The sequence below is a fragment of the Myxacorys almedinensis A genome (genome assembly GCF_010091945.1).
Lineage (GTDB): Bacteria > Cyanobacteriota > Cyanobacteriia > Leptolyngbyales > Leptolyngbyaceae > Myxacorys > Myxacorys almedinensis.
The window spans coordinates 37,744-56,340 of the sequence record NZ_WVIE01000009.1; the positions used below are offsets into that span (position 1 = coordinate 37,744).

14 protein-coding genes are annotated in these 18,597 nt (G+C 52.0%); 5 read left to right on the forward strand and 9 right to left on the reverse strand.

Annotated elements, in window-relative coordinates; genetic code table 11:
• Nucleotides 1-141 precede the first annotated feature (141 nt).
• Together GS601_RS09460 and GS601_RS09465 are read right to left on the reverse strand one after the other, a co-directional pair.
• The gene (locus GS601_RS09460; protein ID WP_162423036.1) at nucleotides 142-351 is read right to left on the reverse strand and encodes a hypothetical protein; all 210 of its coding nucleotides are present in this window, start codon (nucleotides 349-351) and stop codon (nucleotides 142-144) included.
• A 34-nt stretch (nucleotides 352-385) separates the two neighbouring features.
• Nucleotides 386-1,306 carry a pentapeptide repeat-containing protein gene (locus tag GS601_RS09465; RefSeq protein ID WP_162423156.1) on the reverse strand — a complete coding sequence of 307 codons (921 nt, stop codon included), beginning with the start codon at nucleotides 1,304-1,306 and terminating at the stop codon, nucleotides 386-388.
• 85 nt (nucleotides 1,307-1,391) lie between these two features.
• Here GS601_RS09465 and GS601_RS09470 point away from each other — a divergent pair, with 85 nt between their 5' ends.
• Nucleotides 1,392-2,309, forward strand: coding sequence for a phosphodiester glycosidase family protein (locus GS601_RS09470; RefSeq protein WP_162423037.1), 918 nt, complete (start codon nucleotides 1,392-1,394; stop codon nucleotides 2,307-2,309).
• 23 nt (nucleotides 2,310-2,332) lie between these two features.
• On the opposite strand, the gene GS601_RS09475 is transcribed toward GS601_RS09470, so the two are convergent.
• The gene (locus GS601_RS09475; RefSeq protein WP_162423038.1) at nucleotides 2,333-3,535 is read right to left on the reverse strand and encodes an alpha/beta hydrolase; all 1,203 of its coding nucleotides are present in this window, start codon (nucleotides 3,533-3,535) and stop codon (nucleotides 2,333-2,335) included.
• Nucleotides 3,536-3,606: 71 nt separating this feature from the next.
• Here GS601_RS09475 and GS601_RS09480 point away from each other — a divergent pair, with 71 nt between their 5' ends.
• Together GS601_RS09480 and ybaK are read left to right on the forward strand one after the other, a co-directional pair.
• Nucleotides 3,607-4,113: a DinB family protein gene (locus tag GS601_RS09480; RefSeq protein WP_162423039.1), complete on the forward strand. Its 507-nt coding sequence runs from the start codon at nucleotides 3,607-3,609 to the stop codon at nucleotides 4,111-4,113.
• Nucleotides 4,110-4,589: a Cys-tRNA(Pro) deacylase gene (gene ybaK / locus GS601_RS09485; protein WP_162423040.1), complete on the forward strand. Its 480-nt coding sequence runs from the start codon at nucleotides 4,110-4,112 to the stop codon at nucleotides 4,587-4,589. The genes GS601_RS09480 and ybaK overlap by 4 nt, the downstream gene beginning before the upstream one ends.
• An 80-nt stretch (nucleotides 4,590-4,669) precedes the next feature.
• Here ybaK and GS601_RS09490 read toward each other — a convergent pair whose 3' ends face one another.
• Nucleotides 4,670-5,296 (reverse strand): precorrin-8X methylmutase, encoded by a 627-nt coding sequence (locus GS601_RS09490; RefSeq protein ID WP_162423041.1) that lies wholly within the window; start codon nucleotides 5,294-5,296, stop codon nucleotides 4,670-4,672.
• Between the two features lie 253 nt (nucleotides 5,297-5,549).
• Between GS601_RS09490 and cbiE the strand changes: the two genes are divergently transcribed.
• Together cbiE and bioA are read left to right on the forward strand one after the other, a co-directional pair.
• Complete coding sequence (gene cbiE / locus GS601_RS09495) at nucleotides 5,550-6,782, forward strand: precorrin-6y C5,15-methyltransferase (decarboxylating) subunit CbiE (RefSeq protein WP_162423042.1); 1,233 nt, start codon at nucleotides 5,550-5,552, stop codon at nucleotides 6,780-6,782.
• A 74-nt stretch (nucleotides 6,783-6,856) separates the two neighbouring features.
• Nucleotides 6,857-8,137 (forward strand): adenosylmethionine--8-amino-7-oxononanoate transaminase, encoded by a 1,281-nt coding sequence (bioA, locus tag GS601_RS09500; protein WP_162423157.1) that lies wholly within the window; start codon nucleotides 6,857-6,859, stop codon nucleotides 8,135-8,137.
• Between the two features lie 101 nt (nucleotides 8,138-8,238).
• Here bioA and GS601_RS09505 read toward each other — a convergent pair whose 3' ends face one another.
• The 5 genes from GS601_RS09505 to GS601_RS09525 all read right to left on the reverse strand — a co-directional run bounded on the left by GS601_RS09505 (nucleotide 8,239) and on the right by GS601_RS09525 (nucleotide 18,580).
• Nucleotides 8,239-13,719: a trifunctional serine/threonine-protein kinase/ATP-binding protein/sensor histidine kinase gene (locus GS601_RS09505; protein ID WP_162423043.1), complete on the reverse strand. Its 5,481-nt coding sequence runs from the start codon at nucleotides 13,717-13,719 to the stop codon at nucleotides 8,239-8,241.
• 162 nt (nucleotides 13,720-13,881) lie between these two features.
• Nucleotides 13,882-14,913, reverse strand: coding sequence for an aromatic ring-hydroxylating dioxygenase subunit alpha (locus GS601_RS09510; protein ID WP_238393179.1), 1,032 nt, complete (start codon nucleotides 14,911-14,913; stop codon nucleotides 13,882-13,884).
• A gap of 19 nt (nucleotides 14,914-14,932) precedes the next feature.
• Nucleotides 14,933-15,901, reverse strand: coding sequence for an ABC transporter permease (locus GS601_RS09515; protein WP_162423044.1), 969 nt, complete (start codon nucleotides 15,899-15,901; stop codon nucleotides 14,933-14,935).
• 34 nt (nucleotides 15,902-15,935) lie between these two features.
• Nucleotides 15,936-17,015 carry an ABC transporter permease gene (locus GS601_RS09520; RefSeq protein WP_238393180.1) on the reverse strand — a complete coding sequence of 360 codons (1,080 nt, stop codon included), beginning with the start codon at nucleotides 17,013-17,015 and terminating at the stop codon, nucleotides 15,936-15,938.
• On the reverse strand, nucleotides 17,012-18,580 hold the full coding sequence (locus GS601_RS09525; protein ID WP_238393181.1) for an ABC transporter ATP-binding protein: 1,569 nt from the start codon (nucleotides 18,578-18,580) through the stop codon (nucleotides 17,012-17,014). The genes GS601_RS09520 and GS601_RS09525 overlap by 4 nt, the downstream gene beginning before the upstream one ends.
• Between the last annotated feature and the right edge of the window lie 17 nt (nucleotides 18,581-18,597).

Sequence of the window (18,597 nt, forward strand, 5' to 3'; positions counted from 1 at the left end):
ATGATCCAGAAAATAGCTGCAAGATGAGAAGCGATCGCTGCTGTCAGATGCCGAAATTGGCAACGCAGGTAGGAGGCGGTTATCTGGAAGCTTGACCAAAAGGGCAACCCCTGACAACCATTGTTACCCTTCAAACGAGTGTTACCTTCCCTGCACAAGTTGCCACAAAAATTGACCGATTTGACCAATTTCTTGGGTAATTTTCTCAGGACCAATGCCAATAAACTGAAAGCCAAACAGCACGATCGCTACTAAAAAAGCCGTCTTAACGGTGGCTTTAACAACTTTAACCAGCCAGGTAAAGACCAAAAATGTAACGACGATTGCAGCACCAAGCAGTAGCAGATCCATAATGCAAAGGCGGTCGAGTATAGTTGACTTTACCTTAAATTGAACGGGAAGTGGGCGAGAGGTAGCCGATCGCGTTAGAAAAGTCTGTGTGGCGTAGCTCTACATTTTCAAACGTTGCCTCTGTTAAATCGGCTCCGCGAAATGAGGTGCCAGTGGCATTGTTCCACTCGTAGCTCAGGCATGAAAGCGATCGCGTTGTGCACCATAAGTAGAGTAGCGCCACACTGCCAATTATCAGTCCAAGCCCAAGCTCATGGGTGCTGAGAAAGGCTCCTGCGGTTGTGCCCCAGAAAAACGTAGCCCCATAACTCACAACTGTTCCGGCAAGCGAGATTGCCGCTCTAAACGCTGTGGTATGTCTAAATCGGGTCAATAGCAAAACTGCGATCGCGCCGAGCAACATTCCTTGTTTCGCCAGCATGAGGCGTTGAGTCGCATGGCGTTGAGTCGCAGGATAAAGCGCTAGGAGGCTCGTAGTTGGGTGGTGGAGCAGATAGATCGTGAGGCTGTCGCGCCATGCCGACCCGTAGAAAAATCCAGCCGTGAATCCTATCAATGTGCCCCATAGAATGGCGGTGATGATTCGGCTAATTTGCCCACGTTTGGAGTTGCGCCACACTGCACTGAGGGCAGAACTGATGCCCGTCGCGCTGAGAATGGCTGCCAAAACAGGAACGTGAGCGGCGGTTGCGTCTAGGGGCGACTGCGAGATTGTATTAGATACCAGCCGACTAATCGTATCTATACTGATAACTGCAACACCTAGCATGAGCAAACCTAAGCCGATCTTTTGCCGTCTACTTTGCCCGACCTTGGCTCCAGTAAAGTTTGCACCGTGTAACTGAGCATTCTTAAAATTACACCCTCGAATATCAGCGCTTTGAAAGTCAGATCCAGCTAGATTTTGACCTCGAAAGGAGCGATTTTGAAGATTTTGGTTAGCGAAGTTCAGCATTTCGGAAAGGAAGAATTCACACTGAATAAACTAGAGTACAAACGCACGATGTGTAAATTATCACCACCAGTCTCTATAAACAAGCATGAAACTGCAATTTCCGGGACATCCTAAACTGATTTTCAGCATCTTAACGGCAGGATTGCTCAGTATGCCAATTTTTCTCTACGTTTTAGGGCAGTTTTCTCGTCCACCTCGAACTGATGAGACGCGATCGCTGTTTCCAGGGGTGACCTACCAACGAGCCGCAAGCTCTGTTCCTCGCCCGGTGATGATTCATGTGGTGAGTTTGGATTTATCGGCTCCAGGGGTGAGGGCAATGGTGACGCCAGGGCGACAGGCGGGTCAGCGCCAAGCAGAAGCAACGGCTCGAACAGTTTCGGAGTTTCTCAACGAATTTCGCGTTCAGGTTGCGATGAATGCGAACTTTTTCTACCCGTTTCGAGACGAGACGCCGTGGGATGTTTATCCTCGCAGTGGAGATTTAGTCAATAATGTAGGGCAAGTTACGTCCAACGGAACGACCTATTCTTTGCCTAAAAATGATTGGTCGGCGCTTTGTTTCTTAGCCCAAAATCGTGCTCAAATTGAGGAACGAGGAACTTGCCCAGTGGGAACCGTACACGCGATCGCTGGCAATGATGTGTTGGTCAAACAAGGAACCCCTGTTGATCTCTCGCCCGAAGCTGCAAAGCAAGATAAACCGTATCCGCGTACAGCAGTTGCCCTTGACAAGACGGGTCAAAAAATTTGGCTAGTGGTGGTAGATGGCAGACAGTTTCGTTACAGCGAAGGGCTGACCATAGCAGAACTCTCCAACTATATTGCAACTCAGTTGAACGCAGATACCGCCCTGAATTTAGATGGCGGCGGCTCGGCAACGCTGGCAGTTGAGACACCGACGGGAGCGCAAGTTTTGAATGCGCCGATTCAGACCCGACTGCCCCTGCGAGAACGCCCGGTCGCGAGCCATTTAGGATTTTATGTTGGGCAGGGTAAGTGAGGGTTGTTTGAGGTGAGGACGGGTTATTGCAACGTCTGAGCTAGAAACCGCTCTACGTAGTAAAGGGCAAGTTGATTGCTCACTCCGTTGAAGACGGTATCAAATGCATGATCTGCCCATGGAATTTCGATGAATACAGCCGTGTTGTTGTTTTGGTTGAGTTTCTCATAAAGTGCGCGTCCATATTTCGATTGAACAATGCGATCGCGGTTGCCGTAGATCAGCAGCGTAGGCGGCAATCCCGGTTTGACATACTCATAGGGAGACGCCTGCCGATACAACGCTGGTAGTTCTTGAGATGTGCCCCCCAGGAACGATCGCAAAATGGCTCGTGTATCTAATGGATCAGGGGAGGGAGGATTTTCATAGCCAAGGGTGAGGTCAACAGGGCTGTAATAACTGACGATCGCCCGAATTGGCAGCACCTGAGACTGAAATCCGGCTAATGTGGCGAGGTGTCCTCCTGCGGAGCGTCCTACCAGGGCAATCCTATTGAGATCAATATCGTATTCACTAGCGTGTTGTTGAATGAAGGTAAATGCCGTTTTAATATCAGTAATTTGAGTTGGAAACTTGTATTGAGGAGCGTGGCGATAATCAATCGCAATGACTGTATATCCCTGCGCTGCCATATATTGACTAAAGTTCTCATTGGCGGATGGATTTCCGGTTTGCCACGAGCCGCCATAGATCATCACAATGGTTGGATTTTTACCCGCCAAAAGGGGACGGTAGACATTCATCGTCAGCGAGACACCATCGGGACTTGCAACACGAATTCCTGTCGTTTGGCGAGTTGCTTGGGTAGGAATGCCGCGAAAGGCATCGATCATCACAAACGGAGCAGGGCGCATTTCGGTTTGAGAAATTTGAGCAGCGTAAGCCTCACCCAGGGCTGTTTTCATCGCGATCGCGGCTCTCTCGTTTGCTTCTGAAAACTGAATAAGTGGGGATGCACTCACTGCCAGTGCCACCACACTGATGGCTAGGAAAGCGCGAGATCCCCAGCCTGAGGTTAGGGTTTTGAGCGCCACCAACGCCGCGATCGCATTTAGCCCAACCAACCAAGGGCTGACCTCTGCTGCGCCCACAGCTAAGGGCAGAAATGCCGCCGTGGGCGCAGGAAGAACAACCCAACTTGCTAGAAAAAGTCCTCCTAAACTTAAGAACGGTACAAAAAATGATGCATACCGAATGTTAAGCAGATTCTTTGAAAGGCGATTCATACGGGATGATATTGTTTTAGCGATTGTCCTTGCATTAGTTTATCTTGGTAGACAATCTACCCTCCTTTGCGATGCATAGCCGCACTTACTACACAACACTGGCTGAGTACAATCACTGGATGAATCAGAAACTCTATGCAACCTGTGCACAGATTCCAGATGCCAAACGGAAAGAAGATTTGGGAGCTTTTTTTCAGTCGATTCATGGAACGCTCAATCATATTTTGGTCGGCGATCGCATCTGGATGGGGCGCTTCACCCATCAGCCGTTTTGCGCTAGCCTCAATGCCGAACTGTATGCTGACTTTGACCAATTGCGACAAGAGCGAGAGCAAACCGATCGAGACATTCTTGCTTGGGCACACCAGTTGTCTCCAGAGTGGCTCAATGCGCCGTTTGCGTTCACTAGCATTCAATCTCCGGTGAAGACACGCACCCGCCCAGCTTGGCTAGTTGTCACTCACCTGTTTAACCATCAAACCCATCACAGAGGGCAGCTAACTACACTGCTGACCCAGCTTGGATATGATTTAGGGAGAACGGATCTCCCCTATCTGCCGAGCTTTGAAGACTCATGAAGACCAATGCTGTTCGTGTTTTAGACACGCTGGGGATCGTTTACGAACTGCGGGAATACGAGGTAGACCCTGATGATTTGGCAGCCGAAAGCGTTGCACACAAGATCGGATTGCCATCTGAACAAGTTTTCAAAACGTTGGTTGTACGGGGCGACAAGCACGGGATTGCGATCGCAGTGATTCCAGGCAATACTCAGTTAGATCTTAAAGCGATCGCGCAATTATCCCAAAACCGAAAGATCGAAACAGTTGCGCTCAAAGAAGTTCAGCCGCTCACAGGATACATTCGCGGCGGGGTAACGGCGCTAGCCTGTAAAAAGAAGTATCCAATTTATGTTGATGAACTGATTGAACTTTTCGATATCATTTCTGTTTCTGCTGGTCTTCGAGGGTTGCAAATTGTGCTTCACCCTAGCGATTACATTAGCGCTGTTGAAGGCATTGTTGGTGCAATTTCTCAAGATAAAACGGATTGATTGCTTCTGATGAATTACTTCTGCTTGATCGGTTCTACCCAACCCAATATTTGATAGGTTGAGCACGTCTGAGACGTTGATCATAGTTCGCTTTCTTTGGCTAAAGCATTGACCGATGCCGCCGCGATCGCGCTTCCCCCTCGCCGCCCGTGCAGTGTTATAAACGGCACACCACGACTGTTTGCTGCCAGTTCTGCTTTTGATTCTGCTGCCCCCACAAACCCGACGGGAAACCCCAAAATTAGGGCAGGTTTTGGTGCTCCTTCGTCTAGCAGTTCCAACAAATGAAATAGGGCGGTTGGGGCATTGCCAATGACGACCACGGCTCCTGCTAAATTGGGTCGCCACAGTTCTAGGGCAGCAGCCGATCGGGTATTGCTAAGTTGCGCGGCGATCGTGGGCACTTCTGGCTGATTGAGCGTGCAGATCACTTGATTTGCTGCTGGCAACCGAGGGCGGGTAATGCCATTGGCAACCATCTGAGCGTCGCAAAGAAGGGGTGCGCCGTTTGCGATCGCGGCGCGTCCAATCGCTACGGCATCCGAGGAAGCGTCTAAATCTTTTACAATGTCAGTCATTCCGCACGCATGAATGAGCCGGACGGCAACGAGCGCCAACTCTGTCGGCAACTCTTCTAAATGGGCTTCTGCACGGATGATGGCAAAAGACTGGCGATAAATCTCGTCACCGTTGCGAAGGTAGTTCATAGCGTAGGGATCGTTAATTGCACTCTATTTAAGCTTAAGATCGGGGCAGCATCACTTGGAGTTTTAGAGTTGTATTCAAGTCTCAAAGAACAAATAGCTGCTTTATTTAACCCCCGTGATGCAAGACCTCCAGCTTTTTGGAAACATTGGAAACATTGGCAATCTAGGCATCTCAGCATTCGTTCCTAGATTCAACAACGCGGAGCATTATTGATCTCATTACTAATCTCATTACTGATCATTGTTCTTAGACATGGTAAACAACAATTTCAGCCCCAAATGGCTTTCCATTGTGGGGATTGGTGAAGAAGGGCTAGACGGACTCGGAATGAGGGCGCGATCGCTGATCAACCACTCAGAACTGCTGGTCGGGGGCGAACGGCATCTCGCAATGTTGGCTGAGGGCGATCTCCGGGAAAAACTCGTTTGGGCATCGCCTATCGAAGCATCAATCCAGGAGATTGTGCAGCGTCGAGGGCACTCTGTTTGTGTTTTGGCAAGTGGCGATCCCATGTGTTATGGCATTGGCGTTACCCTGACCCGCCATATTCCCATCACCGAGATCACCATTGTTCCATCGCCATCAGCCTTTAGCCTTGCCTGTGCCCGTCTAGGCTGGTCGCTCACCGATGTAAAAACCCTCAGCCTCTGCGGTCGCGATCCGGCGTTGTTGAATGCGGTGCTGCATCCGGGAGGGCGGCTCCTCGTCTTGAGTGCTGATCAAAAAACGCCTGCGATCGCTGCCCATTTACTCACCCAAGCTGGATTTGGCAACAGTCAAATGACAGTTCTAGAACACATGGGTAGCCCGCACGAACGCATCATCGAAACCGTCGCCTCAGGTTGGAGTGCCACCGATATTGCCCCCCTAAACACGATCGCCATCACCTGCATTCCCTCCACACCTCGATCTCATCACCCTGCCAGCCGCCTTCCCGGTCTCCCCGACATCGCTTACCACCACGACGGACAACTAACCAAGCAAGAAATTCGGGCTATAACAGTGACCGCCCTTGCCCCCTCCCCTGGGCACCTGCTGTGGGATGTCGGCGCAGGCTGTGGCTCGATTGGCATCGAATGGATGCGAAGCGATGCAACCTGCCGTGCGATCGCCATTGAATCTCACCCCGCCCGGCTTCAGTACATTGCCGACAATGCCACGGCTCTGGGCACTCCTAACCTCGAAATCGTTGCCGGTGCCGCCCCTGCGGCTCTAAAAAATCTTCCCCAACCCAACGCCATTTTTATCGGGGGCGGCTTAACTACCCCTGACCTACTTGAAACCTGCTGGCAAGCGTTGCTGCCGGGGGGGCGGCTCGTTGCCAATGTCGTTACGGTAGAAGGAGAAGAGCAGGTTTTTCGATGGCAACGCGAGCTAGGCGGCGACCTGACTCGAATTGCCATTCAACGAGCGGCACCTGTGGGTAAGTTTTTGGGCTGGAAAGCGATCGCGCCCGTCACCCAGTGGAGGGTCATGAAAACGTAGCCCCTCTGAAGGTGGCGACTGTCACAACTCCTGCATGATGGTAATATCCCCCTAGAATCGTGGCACACAGCGCAATGAATCCTATCTGGCAACCGTTTACGCAAATGAAAACCTCTCCGCCGCCGCTCAAGGTGCATCGCGGAAAAGGGGTGTGGCTAGAACTCGAAGATGGACAGAAAATTTTAGACTGCATCTCAAGCTGGTGGGTGACGATTCACGGGCATAGCCATCCTGCGATCGCAGATGCCCTTTACCAACAAGCTCAGCAGCTAGAACATGTGATTTTTGCCGGATTTACCCATCGCCCCGCCGAACAACTCGCTCAAAAACTGCTGACTCATCTTCCCCCCCAACTCACACGAGTCTTCTTTTCAGACAATGGCTCGACTGCGGTTGAAGTGGCTTTAAAAATGGCATTTCAATATTGGCGCAACCAGGGAGAGCCACAGCGAACCACGTTCATCACGTTTGAGGGAGGCTATCACGGTGACACGATCGGGGCAATGTCGATCGGGGCTGGCTCGACGTGGTGGCAACCCTTTTGCCCCCTGATGTTTCCCACCAAACAGGTTCCCTTTCCTGCCACGTTTGATGACGATCCCAGCGTGGATGCCAAAGAAGCCCAGGTATTAGAGCAGATCGCGCAGTTGCTCAACCATGAGCGCGATCGCATCATTGGCATTTTTGTTGAGCCGCTGATCCAAGGCGCAGGCGGAATGCGGATGTGCCGTCCTCAGTTTCTCCAAGCATTGGCAGCGTTAGCTCGCCAGTCTCATGTGCTGTTGATTTATGACGAAGTGATGACGGGCTTTGGTCGCACGGGCGAACTGTTTGCCTGCCTCAAGTCGGCGACCACACCAGACTTGATCTGCCTGTCAAAAGGGCTATCGGGGGGGTGTCTGCCGCTTGCTGTCACCGTTGCCACCGAGGCAATCTATCAGGCATTTTACAGCGATGAGGCAACGCACGCTTTTTACCACGGGCATTCTTATACGGGCAACCCGCTTGCTTGTGCCACGGGGGTTGTGTCGCTCGAACTGTTAGAGCAAGATCCGCAAGCTTACCGCAATCTAGAAGCCCTGCATCGCCAGTACCTCGATCAATGGTTGCGAGACCATCCCAGGCTAGAGCAGTTTCGGGTCTGTGGAACGATCGCGGCAATGGAGATTAAAACCGAAGATGAAAGTGGCTATTTTAATGCGATCGCGCCGCTACTCAAAGCCCGCTTTCTAGCTGCTGGGTTTCTGCTGCGTCCTCTGGGTAATACGCTTTATATCATGCCGCCTTACTGCATCACAGCCCACGAGTTAGAAACGATCTATCAAGTTATTCATGAGGTTCTCAGCCAAGTTTGAGCAGAGAAAAGGGTAGGAATGACGGGTAAAGAAGCTACGATTTATGCGCTATTTTTTAACCAAACCATGGGCACTGTCGTCTAGTCTTTAGATTGGTCTCTTTACATGGGTAGAGTGATGATAAATTCTGCACCTTCGCCCAGTGTGGACTTGATCTGAAGACTGCCGCCATGAGTCTGTTCTACAATTTGGCGGGCGATCGAGAGTCCTAATCCTGTACCTTTTCCTACCCCTTTTGTGGTGAAGAGATGATCAAAAATTCGCGCCTGCACTGCCTCAGACATTCCAGGTCCAGTATCGCGAATATGAATGGCAATCGCCTTTTGCGTTAACGATCGCACCGTTTGGATCTGCACCTGTGGCGCTTGCGTGGCTTCTGGCGATAAGGTTCCGGCTCGAATCGCCTCGTCGATCGCATCGATCGCATTTGCCACAATATTCATGAAAACTTGATTGAGTTGCCCAGGGAAGCACTCAATGGGCGGCACATCGCCATAGTTTTTGATCACCGCGATCGCAGAGCGAAGATCATTTCCCTTGAGCCGATACTTGAGAATTAGCAGTGTGCTGTCGATGCCTTCGTGAATATTTGCCATAACCTTGTGTTCGGTATCGGCTCTAGAGAAGATTCGCAGGCTCATGCTAATTCCCTTCAACGTATCCGTTGCCCCTTTCATCGATTGAGTGAGTTTCGGCAAATCTTCGGTAAGAAACTTTAGGCTAATCTCTTCAGCATGAGCCTGAATGGCAGGATCTTGATCGCTGTAGCGTTGCTGATAGCATTGCAAATGCTCTAACAAATCTTTTGTATATTCTTGAACATTTTTAACACTGCCGTTGAGAAATCCAATCGGGTTATTAATTTCGTGAGCAACCCCAGCGACCAAATTTCCGAGCGCCGACATTTTTTCGTTTTGCACCAGTTGCAGTTGCACTTGCTTGAGTTGTTGGAGCGATCGCTCCAAATCAAGGGCACGATCGCGCTCACGAGTTTCAGAGGCTTGCAAGGCAGTGTTTGCCGATTGCAGGGTTTGGTAGAGGGTCGCGTTCTCAATAGAGATGGCAATTTGAGACGACAACAACGACAAAACTGTGATGCGATCGCGGGTAAATGCCTGCGTAGTTTGGTTGTTTTCTAAGTAAAAAATTCCGTATAGATTTCCCTGATACAAAATGGGGAAACACAAAATCGATTTTGGCTGACACCTGAGAATATAGGGATCATTCGCGCACAAAGGCTCAGTCGTACCATTGTGAATAATCAGCGGTTTTTGCGTCCGAGCCACATAGTGAATCAACGAGAGGGGTAACGTTTGATCGCTGCTCGAATCAGCACTAGTCAGCAAACATAGGTTGCTGGTCTGGTTGACTCCGTGGCTTAAAATTGTCCATTCTCCTTGCTGCTGCTTGAGAAAGATGCCCTGCTGTGCCCCAGCATTTTCTAGCACAACACTGATCAGCGTTGACAGCAATTTATCAAGTTCGATCGCTTGAGAAATCGCTTGCGAGGCTTTGATTACGGTAGCAAGGTCAAGCACCTGAGCATGGCTGATGCTACTCGAACTATGACTGATCGAGAAGGTTTGATCGATAGAGTCACCGTGAGTAGACTCCTGCACCGCATTGGCAAGGTAAGGATAGCGAGAGTGTAGGTCTGCAAGTTTTGCCTCAGCCCCCCACCGTTGATAGCCATAGTAGGCTTCTAGAAGATACGCCTGAGCCATTTTCTCCTTGCCCTGTTTCAGCCAAAACTGCGCCGCCAACTCATTGGCAAACGCTGCATCTTGAATAAATCCGTTTGCTTCGGCTGCCGCGATCGCTTGGTCATACAGCGCGATCGCATCCCACGGATTTGCCGAGCGGCGGGCGAGTTCTGCTTCAACCAGCAAAACATGATGCAAAAAATTTTCTGGACAAAGCGTTGCCCACCTCTGCATCTGCTGCTGATTTTCCGCAATTTGCTGACGATAAAGCGCTTGAGTAGACGCACTGACCTGATAAAGCTGAGCCACCAAGCTCAGAGAGTGACACACATTAAATGCCGCTAGCGAAATGCAGCCCGGAAAATAGTGCCGCAACGCTTCAGCCTGCTGGATCGACTGGAGCGCGGCGGCAGGCTGATCGTAAAGCAGCAAAATTTGGGCTTTGAAAATCAAGTACATGCCGACGGCGGCTAAGCTGCCATGGGTTCGACTGTGTTCAAGATATTGTGCTTCTGTAAGATGTTCTGTGCTAAACCTGAGTTCTCTAGCGTTGCCAACCCGAAGCGAACGAATAGCTAAATCGCAAGCCAGCAGCATGTCTTCGACCAACTGATTTTGCGTTTGTCGAGCAAACTGAAGATAGTCAGGCAGCTTTGCCGCTAGCGATTCTAAATCTACTCCTTGATAAAACGTGTTGACCATCTGGTGGGCAATGTTGTACCCCGCAAACTGGAGTTCTCCGGACTCTAAACCTGCCTGATAGCCTTCTGTGAAGGTGATGGCATCTTCCTTGAGCGGTCTAACCCAGTGGTTAATAGAGCCTCCAATCACCAAACACACTTGGCACTTTTCTGCCAGAGCATTCAGCTTTTCGCTAATGTTGAGGCTGAGTTGACCAAATTCATAGCCTGTTTCGTAGTCACCCAGCATTGAGCCGAGGATTAAACCATACTCGGAGTAGCCATAGGTTGATTCGGGCAATTGCCCATATTGCAGAGACAGATTCACAATCTGCATGACCACAATCAGCCAAAGATCATACTGGGAAAAGTAGGTGGGCGCGCCCAGTGCCATGAGTAATTTGGCGGCAGTCTTTTTTTCGGGCGAGGTCATTTCTGGAGCGTTTAACAGATCCGCGATCGCGGGAAGATTGGCAACGCTGCCCTTGGTCTCTGCGCGCTGCGATGGGTGCCCAGCACCGAAAGATTGCGCCTGAGCGAGTTCTGCCTCAAAGGCAGCAGGCAACTCGGTAGAGGGCAGTTGGATATCAAGCAAGGCTAGAGCCGCTCGACCCGCTGCGATCGCGGCGGCATAGTCTGCTTGCAGCGTGTGTACCACGATCAACAGGCGATAGATTTCTGCTTGCTCAAGGGGGGTTTTGGCATGAGCCAAGGTCTGCCTAATCAGGCAGTGCGATCGCTCTGCATCGCCCACAAGGTAGGAATTTTCTGCAAGTTCTTGATGCAAGATGAAACTGGTCTCATAATCTGTCTCCCACGCATCTCCAAGGTCATCATAGGCATGGCTGAGATAATCTTGGGCAACGTCATAGGCAGCCGCGCTTTTTGCTTTTTGCCCTGCCTGAAGGTTTAGCTGGGCGAGGTGATGCTGTTCTTCGGCATCGGTGATCAAGGCTTGCCCCAAGTTGAGATGCCCCACCACTTCAAATAGCCGATTGGCAGAGAGAGCAAGGTCGTTAGCATCGCTCTGTGCACAGTTGGCAAGCAGCAACCGCCCAATTTTGAGGTGTACAGCCTGCTGCTGCTCCGGGTCGATCAGAGCGTAGGCGGCTTGCTGCACGCGATCGTGCAAAAATTTGTACTGAATCTGGATCAAGCAGTTTGTGGTGAGGCTAATCTCTGGCTCCGAAGTCGGTAGAATCATACCCTCTTGAATGACGGGGGCGAGAGTTTGAGCGATCGCCTCGACCGAGCTAGACTGAATCACTGACAACGTGGTGAGATCAAATCGGTTGCCGATGCAGGCAGCACGCTGTAAAAGCTGCTGTGCCGGTTCCGAGAGTTTTCTAAACTTGCCCAGCATCAGATCGACCACATTATCTGCAATGGCGATCGCTTGCATGCCGTTGAGATCCCACTGCCACCGATGAGTCTGGCGATCAAACCTGAGCAACTTTTCTTGATGTAGCGTTTTCAGGAACTCATTGACAAAAAACGGGTTGCCTTCGGTTTTTTGCATCACCCGTTCGGCTAGAGGAGATACCGTCGCTGGGGCGCTTCTCAACGTGTCAGCAATCAGTTGCGTCACATGAGGCAAGGACAACGGAGCCAGCCTGATTTGATGAAAGGCAATTCCACAGTTGGGGGTTTCTGGGCTAGTTGCGCCTTGCTTGAGATCGTCTAACAGCATCATCAACGGATGGGCGGCGTTGACTTCGTTATCGCGGTAGGCTCCGATTAAAAATAAGTGGTGGGTCTGGTCGTCTGAAAGCAGGACGTGGATCAGCTTGAGGGTGGCCGAATCTGCCCACTGCAAATCGTCTAAAAAAAGAACTAACGGGTGTTCTGTCTGGCAAAAGACCCGGATAAAGCTTTGAAACACCCGATTAAATCGATGTTGTGCTTCGGTGGGGGGCAACGCCGCGATCGCAGGCTGTTTACCCAAAATCTGCTCAACTTCGGGAATGACATCGATGATCACTTGTCCATGGTTTCCCACCGCTGCCAACAGCTTGTCTTGCCACTGCTGGAGATGGGTTTCGCTTTCGGTGAGCAGTTGTTGCATCAGCGATCGCAGGGCTACCACGATCGCCGAGTACGGAATATTTCGCTGGAGTTGATCAAATTTTCCGGCGATAAAATAGCCGCGTCGCTGCACGATCGGTTTGTACACTTCTTGCACCAGCGACGACTTTCCCACGCCAGAGTAGCCCGTCACCAGCATCAATTCGCGACTAGACTGGGGAGAGGCGACCCGATCAAAGGCTTGCAGCAACGTGTCAACCTCGTGATCGCGCCCGTAGAGTTTTTCTGGAATTTGAAAGCGATCGCTGCAATCGTTTTGCCCTAACGCAAACGGTATAATCTGTCCGTGCTGTTGCCATTGCTGGGAGCAGTGTTCGAGATCGTGCTGCAAGCCCGTCGCACTTTGGTAGCGATCTTCTGCCATTTTTGCCATGAGCTTGAGCACAATCTCGGAGAGCACTTTGGGAAGGGTGGGATCGCGATCGCACGGAGCAACGGGGGAGCGGGCAAGATGGCAGTGAACCAGTTCTAGCGGGTCGTTGGAGCTAAAGGGCAACTGGTGAGTCAGCAGTTGATAGAAGGTGACACCGAGGGAATACAGGTCAGTGCGGTAGTCGATGCCCCGATTCATGCGCCCGGTTTGTTCGGGGGACATGTAGGGCAGCGTGCCTTCGAGACCGTCAGGGCTGATGAGTTGCTGTGTCTCTTTGAGTAGCTGAGAGGCAATGCTAAAGTCGGTAATTTTGACCTGCCCTGTGGTTGGGTTAAACAGCACATTGGCTGGCTTAATGTCTTTATGAATAATGCGATGGTGATGGAGTTCTGCCAGCGTTTTAGAAATTTGAATCGCGATCGCAAAAAACTCGTCTAACCTCAGCGTCGCCGTTTTGCCATACTCCTTTAGCGAGAGCGCCCCAAAGTCTTCCATCACCAAGGCCAAGCCGTTACCGCAAGGTTCTAAGCTGTAGGGGCGCACCACTCCCACGGAGTTGATCTCGTGCATCAAGCTATATTGTTTGCGGAATAGAGCCAGTTCTCTCGGTGTGGGATAGGTGCCTTTGAGCAGCTTGATTGCTACAGGCTTATCGTCGTGCGATCGCCACCCGCGACACACCACTGTTTTGGAGCTTTCGTAGAGAGTTTCTGCAATTTCGTATCCCGGCAGAACAAACATAGGGTCGCTTCATGTGATGGAGGTATGGCTCTAGCCTTCCCGTTGTGCTTTGATGAACAACAGATGAAGTTGACTTTCATCGCGAAAAATCTTCTGCAAAAAAGCCTTTTGCCCAACCATCCGCCCGACCCGATGTTTAGGAAATTATTCTTTAGAAAACAATTAAGGGATCGCGCCGTAGGTCAAGCCCAACTGCTTGAGCCATTTACGATAGGCGAGAGACGCGCGATCGCTTGGTAGGTGAAATTCTACCGCCAAGTCCAAGGGCAACCGTTTGGGATGGTGAGATTCTAGATTGCCGACATCTTGCAAAATTACCTTGTCTTGAAAAGCGATCAGGTCGGCTTCTGAAGCATCGCGGGCATAATTGAGCGCTCCCCACATCCAACTGACACACTCTTCTTCGCTCACCGGAGTGACGCAATAGAGCAAGATCATCGCGTTGCCATTGCCAACGTCCTTTCGCAGAGCGGCGGTAAACGGGCGCAGCGCCCAATAATCGTAACTGACAACGCCCCCTTGCCCAGTGCTATCGGGATCAGGCTGCCAGATCCGAACATCCGAAAATTTGATGCCCTGATCGCCCATTTCCACCTGATAATCGGCAATGACGGCGTATTCAGGTTCGCCCAGAATGCCAGCGTGAACAAACGGCAGATGAGCCACATCCAGAAAATTTTCAATGGCACGCAACCCACTGCATCGACAGGCATGAGGACCGCTCAGATAGGTGCGATAGGCGGGATCATCCCACTCTGGAAACGGCACAACGGGTTTGGTAGGAGTGCCCAGGGCCACAAAAATCACCCCATAGTGTTCTTGCACCTGGAACGATCGCGCCCGGGCTTGTTTGGGCGGCACATAATCGGGATGGGCAGGAACCTGGACGCAGTATCCCGTGGCATCGAATGCCAACCCGTGATAGGGGCACACCAGGGTATTTTCAACGATCTTCCCCCCCGATAGCTGCACACTGCGATGAGGACAGCGATCTTCCCACGCCTGCACACCGGTATCCATGCCGCGCCAGAGCACCAGACTAACGCCAAGCAAGCGCGATCGCATCAGCGCCCCTGGCAAGAGATCGCCCGATCGCGCCACCGGATGCCAGTCATCCGCCGCGATCGGATCGATGGCTCGCCCCTCAAGGTCATACACGGGAGTTGGCGGCACAGCAGTAGACTCTCTCATCATCGATTCTTCCTTTCTAAAACTACCCCTTTCCCTTACTGTAAGGGATTCCCAAGGCAGCAGGAGTATTGCTCTGCCGCGAACCCCAAACCAGAACAACCAGCGTTAGCACGTAGGGCAACATCAGCAAAAATTCGTAGGGTAAAGCTTTGAAGCCAAGGGCTTGAATTCGATATTGCAAGGCATCGGCAATGCCAAACAACAGTGCCCCAACCAGCGCTCCGCCAGGGTGCCAGCGCGAGAAAAAGACCAGTGCGATCGCAATCCAGCCGCGCCCTGCCATAATGCCCTCAGTGAAAATATTTAACTGCACCACCGTCAGCACCGCCCCCCCTAGCCCCGCCAATGCCGCCCCCACCATCACCGCCAGATAGCGAATGGTCTGCACCCGCAAACCGGAGGTGTCTGCCGCCGCCGGATTTTCTCCCACCGCGCGGAGTTCTAGCCCCCAGTGTGTGCGAAACAGCAACAGCCAGCACAAAACAACTAGTGCAACGGTCAGGTATACGATCGCGTTGTGGTTGAACAAGATGTCTCCTGCCACTGGAAGGGTTGACAGTCCGGGAACTGCCCAACTTTGCAACCCAGTCACTCGTGCGCCGAGTAGCCCCGTGGCGCGGCGAAAAATGTAAGACGTTAAGCCTTGACCCAGCAACACAAAGGTCACCCCCGTGACGACCTGATCGGTTTTGAGGGTGACAGTCAGCACCGCCATTAGCAACCCCATGGCGGCTCCGGTCAGCAACCCGATCAGCAAGCCAACCCAAGCAGCAAGACTGGCAATGCCCGTGGCTTGCTCTAAGGTCTGGGCGGTGACAAAACCTGCCAAGCCGCCTACCAGCATGATCCCTTCGATCCCTAGGTTCATCACACCCGATCGCTCGGTGATAATTTCGCCCAAAACAGCGAGTAACACGGGCACTGCCAATCGGATGCCTGCGGTCAGCAACGCGATCAAAAAGCTTCCAGTTAAGACTTGCTCCCACGGCATAGGTGATCTTGTTTTACGCTAAACGTCTTCATATCTAACCGTCATGAGCGACCAGAGGTATCGCATCGTCGCGCTTTGCCCGTGCGATCGCTTGTCCTGCCAGCACTAGCAACACCACCAAGGCTTGAATCACTTGGGCAACCGAGGCGGGAATTTGCAGCACAACATTCAACGATTGTGCGCCGACCATTAAGCCTGAAAAGAGCACGGCAGCAATGAGCACCCCCACCGGGTGAAGCTGCCCCAACAGCGCCACGAGAATGCCGCTAAAACCATAGCTGTCAGAAATATCGCCCTTGAGCCTCGTGTAGGTATAGCTGACTTCTAAAATTCCTGCAAGTCCGGCTAGGCCGCCGCTCATCGTCAGCGCTATCAGTATGCTGCGAGAGGTGTTGATGCCGACACACTTTGCCACACTCAGCCGCGACCCAACCGCGCGTAATTGGAAGCCTAACGGCGTATACCACAGCAAGAGGTAGACGGCTCCGACCAGCAGCAAAGCAAGACCAAAGCCCCAGTGCAAGCGGGTTCCTAGCATCGTCGGGATCTGAGCATTGTCACCAAACTGAGCCGACTCTGGCAAAAATCCATCCGGTTGTTGCAGGGGCACTCGTGCGGCATACTGCACCAGCAAAATGCCAATGTAGTTTAGCATTAAGGTGCTAATAATGAGATTGACGCCTCGGTAGAGGTGCAAGAGACCGGCGAGACCACTCCAGAGTATGCCGCCACCGATGCTTGCAGCTAGCATGAGCGGAATTAAAATCAAGCTGGGCAACGCTGGATAGGTTAGCGCGATCGCACTGCCGCACAACGCGCCGATATAATATTGTCCCTCTGCCCCAATGTTCCAAACCCGACAGCGAAAGGCGATTGTCATGCCTAGCCCAATTAGCAGCAGAGGAGCGGCTTTGAGCAGAGTTTCGGTGAGTTGTCGCGTTCCCCCAAAGGCACCAGCAAACATCACACCATAGGCTTGGAGAGGATTTGCACCACTCACATGCAGAAGAATGCCGCCCAGCATCAGTGCGATCGCGCCGCCTGCGATCGGGGCGAGGGGCTTCAGCCGTGACCTATTCAACAAATGGAGCCATGCCGTGCTGATGTTCTTCAATCGCGGGTTCTCCTATCTGCCTCAGCAGGGTAAAACGATGGGGTTTGATCGGCGAGTTGAGCGTGCCCTACGGCGGTTTTTCCTGCCATCATTAAGCCCAACTGATGCACATCAGCCGATGCCCCATCCATCATGCCGACGATCCTACCTTCGTAAAGGACGGCAATGCGATCGCTGAGGCACAAAATCTCCTCTAGCTCTGTAGAAATGAGCAGCACGGCAGTTCCAGCATCTCGCCTAGCCACCATTTGGGCATGAACAAACTCGGTGGCGCTAATATCCAAGCCGCGCGTGGGTTGAGCCGCCAGCAACACCTGATGGTGGCGGGTTAGTTCTCTCGCAAACACCACCTTTTGGGCATTGCCACCTGATAGGTTTCCGGCGCGGGTCTGCACCGAGGGCGTACGAATCAGATACCGCTGAACGAGATCGACTGCGTATTTGCGAATCCAAGCCAGCCTCAGTAGCCCCCGCCACTGGAACGGTGGATGTTGCACATCTCTAAGAACGAGATTTTCAGCGATCGAAAACTCGGTGAGCAACCCCATCGAGTAACGATCAGAAGGAATGTGAGCCAGGTTTCCGGTTCGCCAAAGTTCCCCCTGGCTAAATGGACGCAGCCCCGCGATCGCTTCTTCTAACTCGCGTTGCCCATTGCCATCGACCCCAGCGATCCCCACAATTTCTCCTGGGTAAATTGCCAGATCGATCGCGCGTAATGCCAGATGCTGCCGATCGCCCATGACAGAAAGCTGCTTCAAGATCAGCGCGGGTTCGGTCTGGGGTAATCGTTCGGGCGGATCGGTGCGGCGTTGTCTTTTGATAGTTCGCCCGACCATCATCTGAGCTAACTCTTGCTCAGTAGTCTGCGGCACGGCAACCGTACCCACCCGTTGCCCATCGCGTAAAACGGTCACGCGATCGCACAGCGCCATGACTTCCTTGAGTTTGTGCGAGATGAAGATGATTGCCGTCCCTTGGGCAGCTAAGTGTCGCAGCGTTGCCATCAGATCTTGCGCTTCTTGGGGCGTCAAGACTGCCGTTGGCTCATCTAAGATCAGCACTCTAGCCCGACGATATAGCGCCTTGAGAATTTCGACTCGCTGCTGCTCTCCGACAGACAATTGCCAGATCCGAGCCGTGAAATCGAGGGTCAAACTGTACTGATGTGCCAGAGTTTGGAGGTGGGCGTGCAGCCGTTGGGGCGAGTCTCGCCACAGCCCTTTCGTCTGCCCCAAGATAATGTTTTCTGCCACCGTAAACGACTCCACCAGCCTAAAGTGCTGATGCACCATGCCAATTCCTGCTGCGATCGCATCTTTGGGTGAGCGAAACCGCATCAGTTGCCCAAAGATGCGAATCTCACCCTCATCTGGTTCATACAATCCGCACAGCAGATTCATGAGTGTTGTTTTGCCTGCGCCATTCTCTCCTAAAAGAGCATGAATCTCGCCTGCTTTAACGTCAAGCGCGATCGCTTGATTGGCAATTACCCCAGGAAACCGTTTGGTAATCCTGCCCATTTCCACAGCCGTTTGGTTAGAATCCTCGCGATCGTCAGACATCAGAGCTATGCCGATAG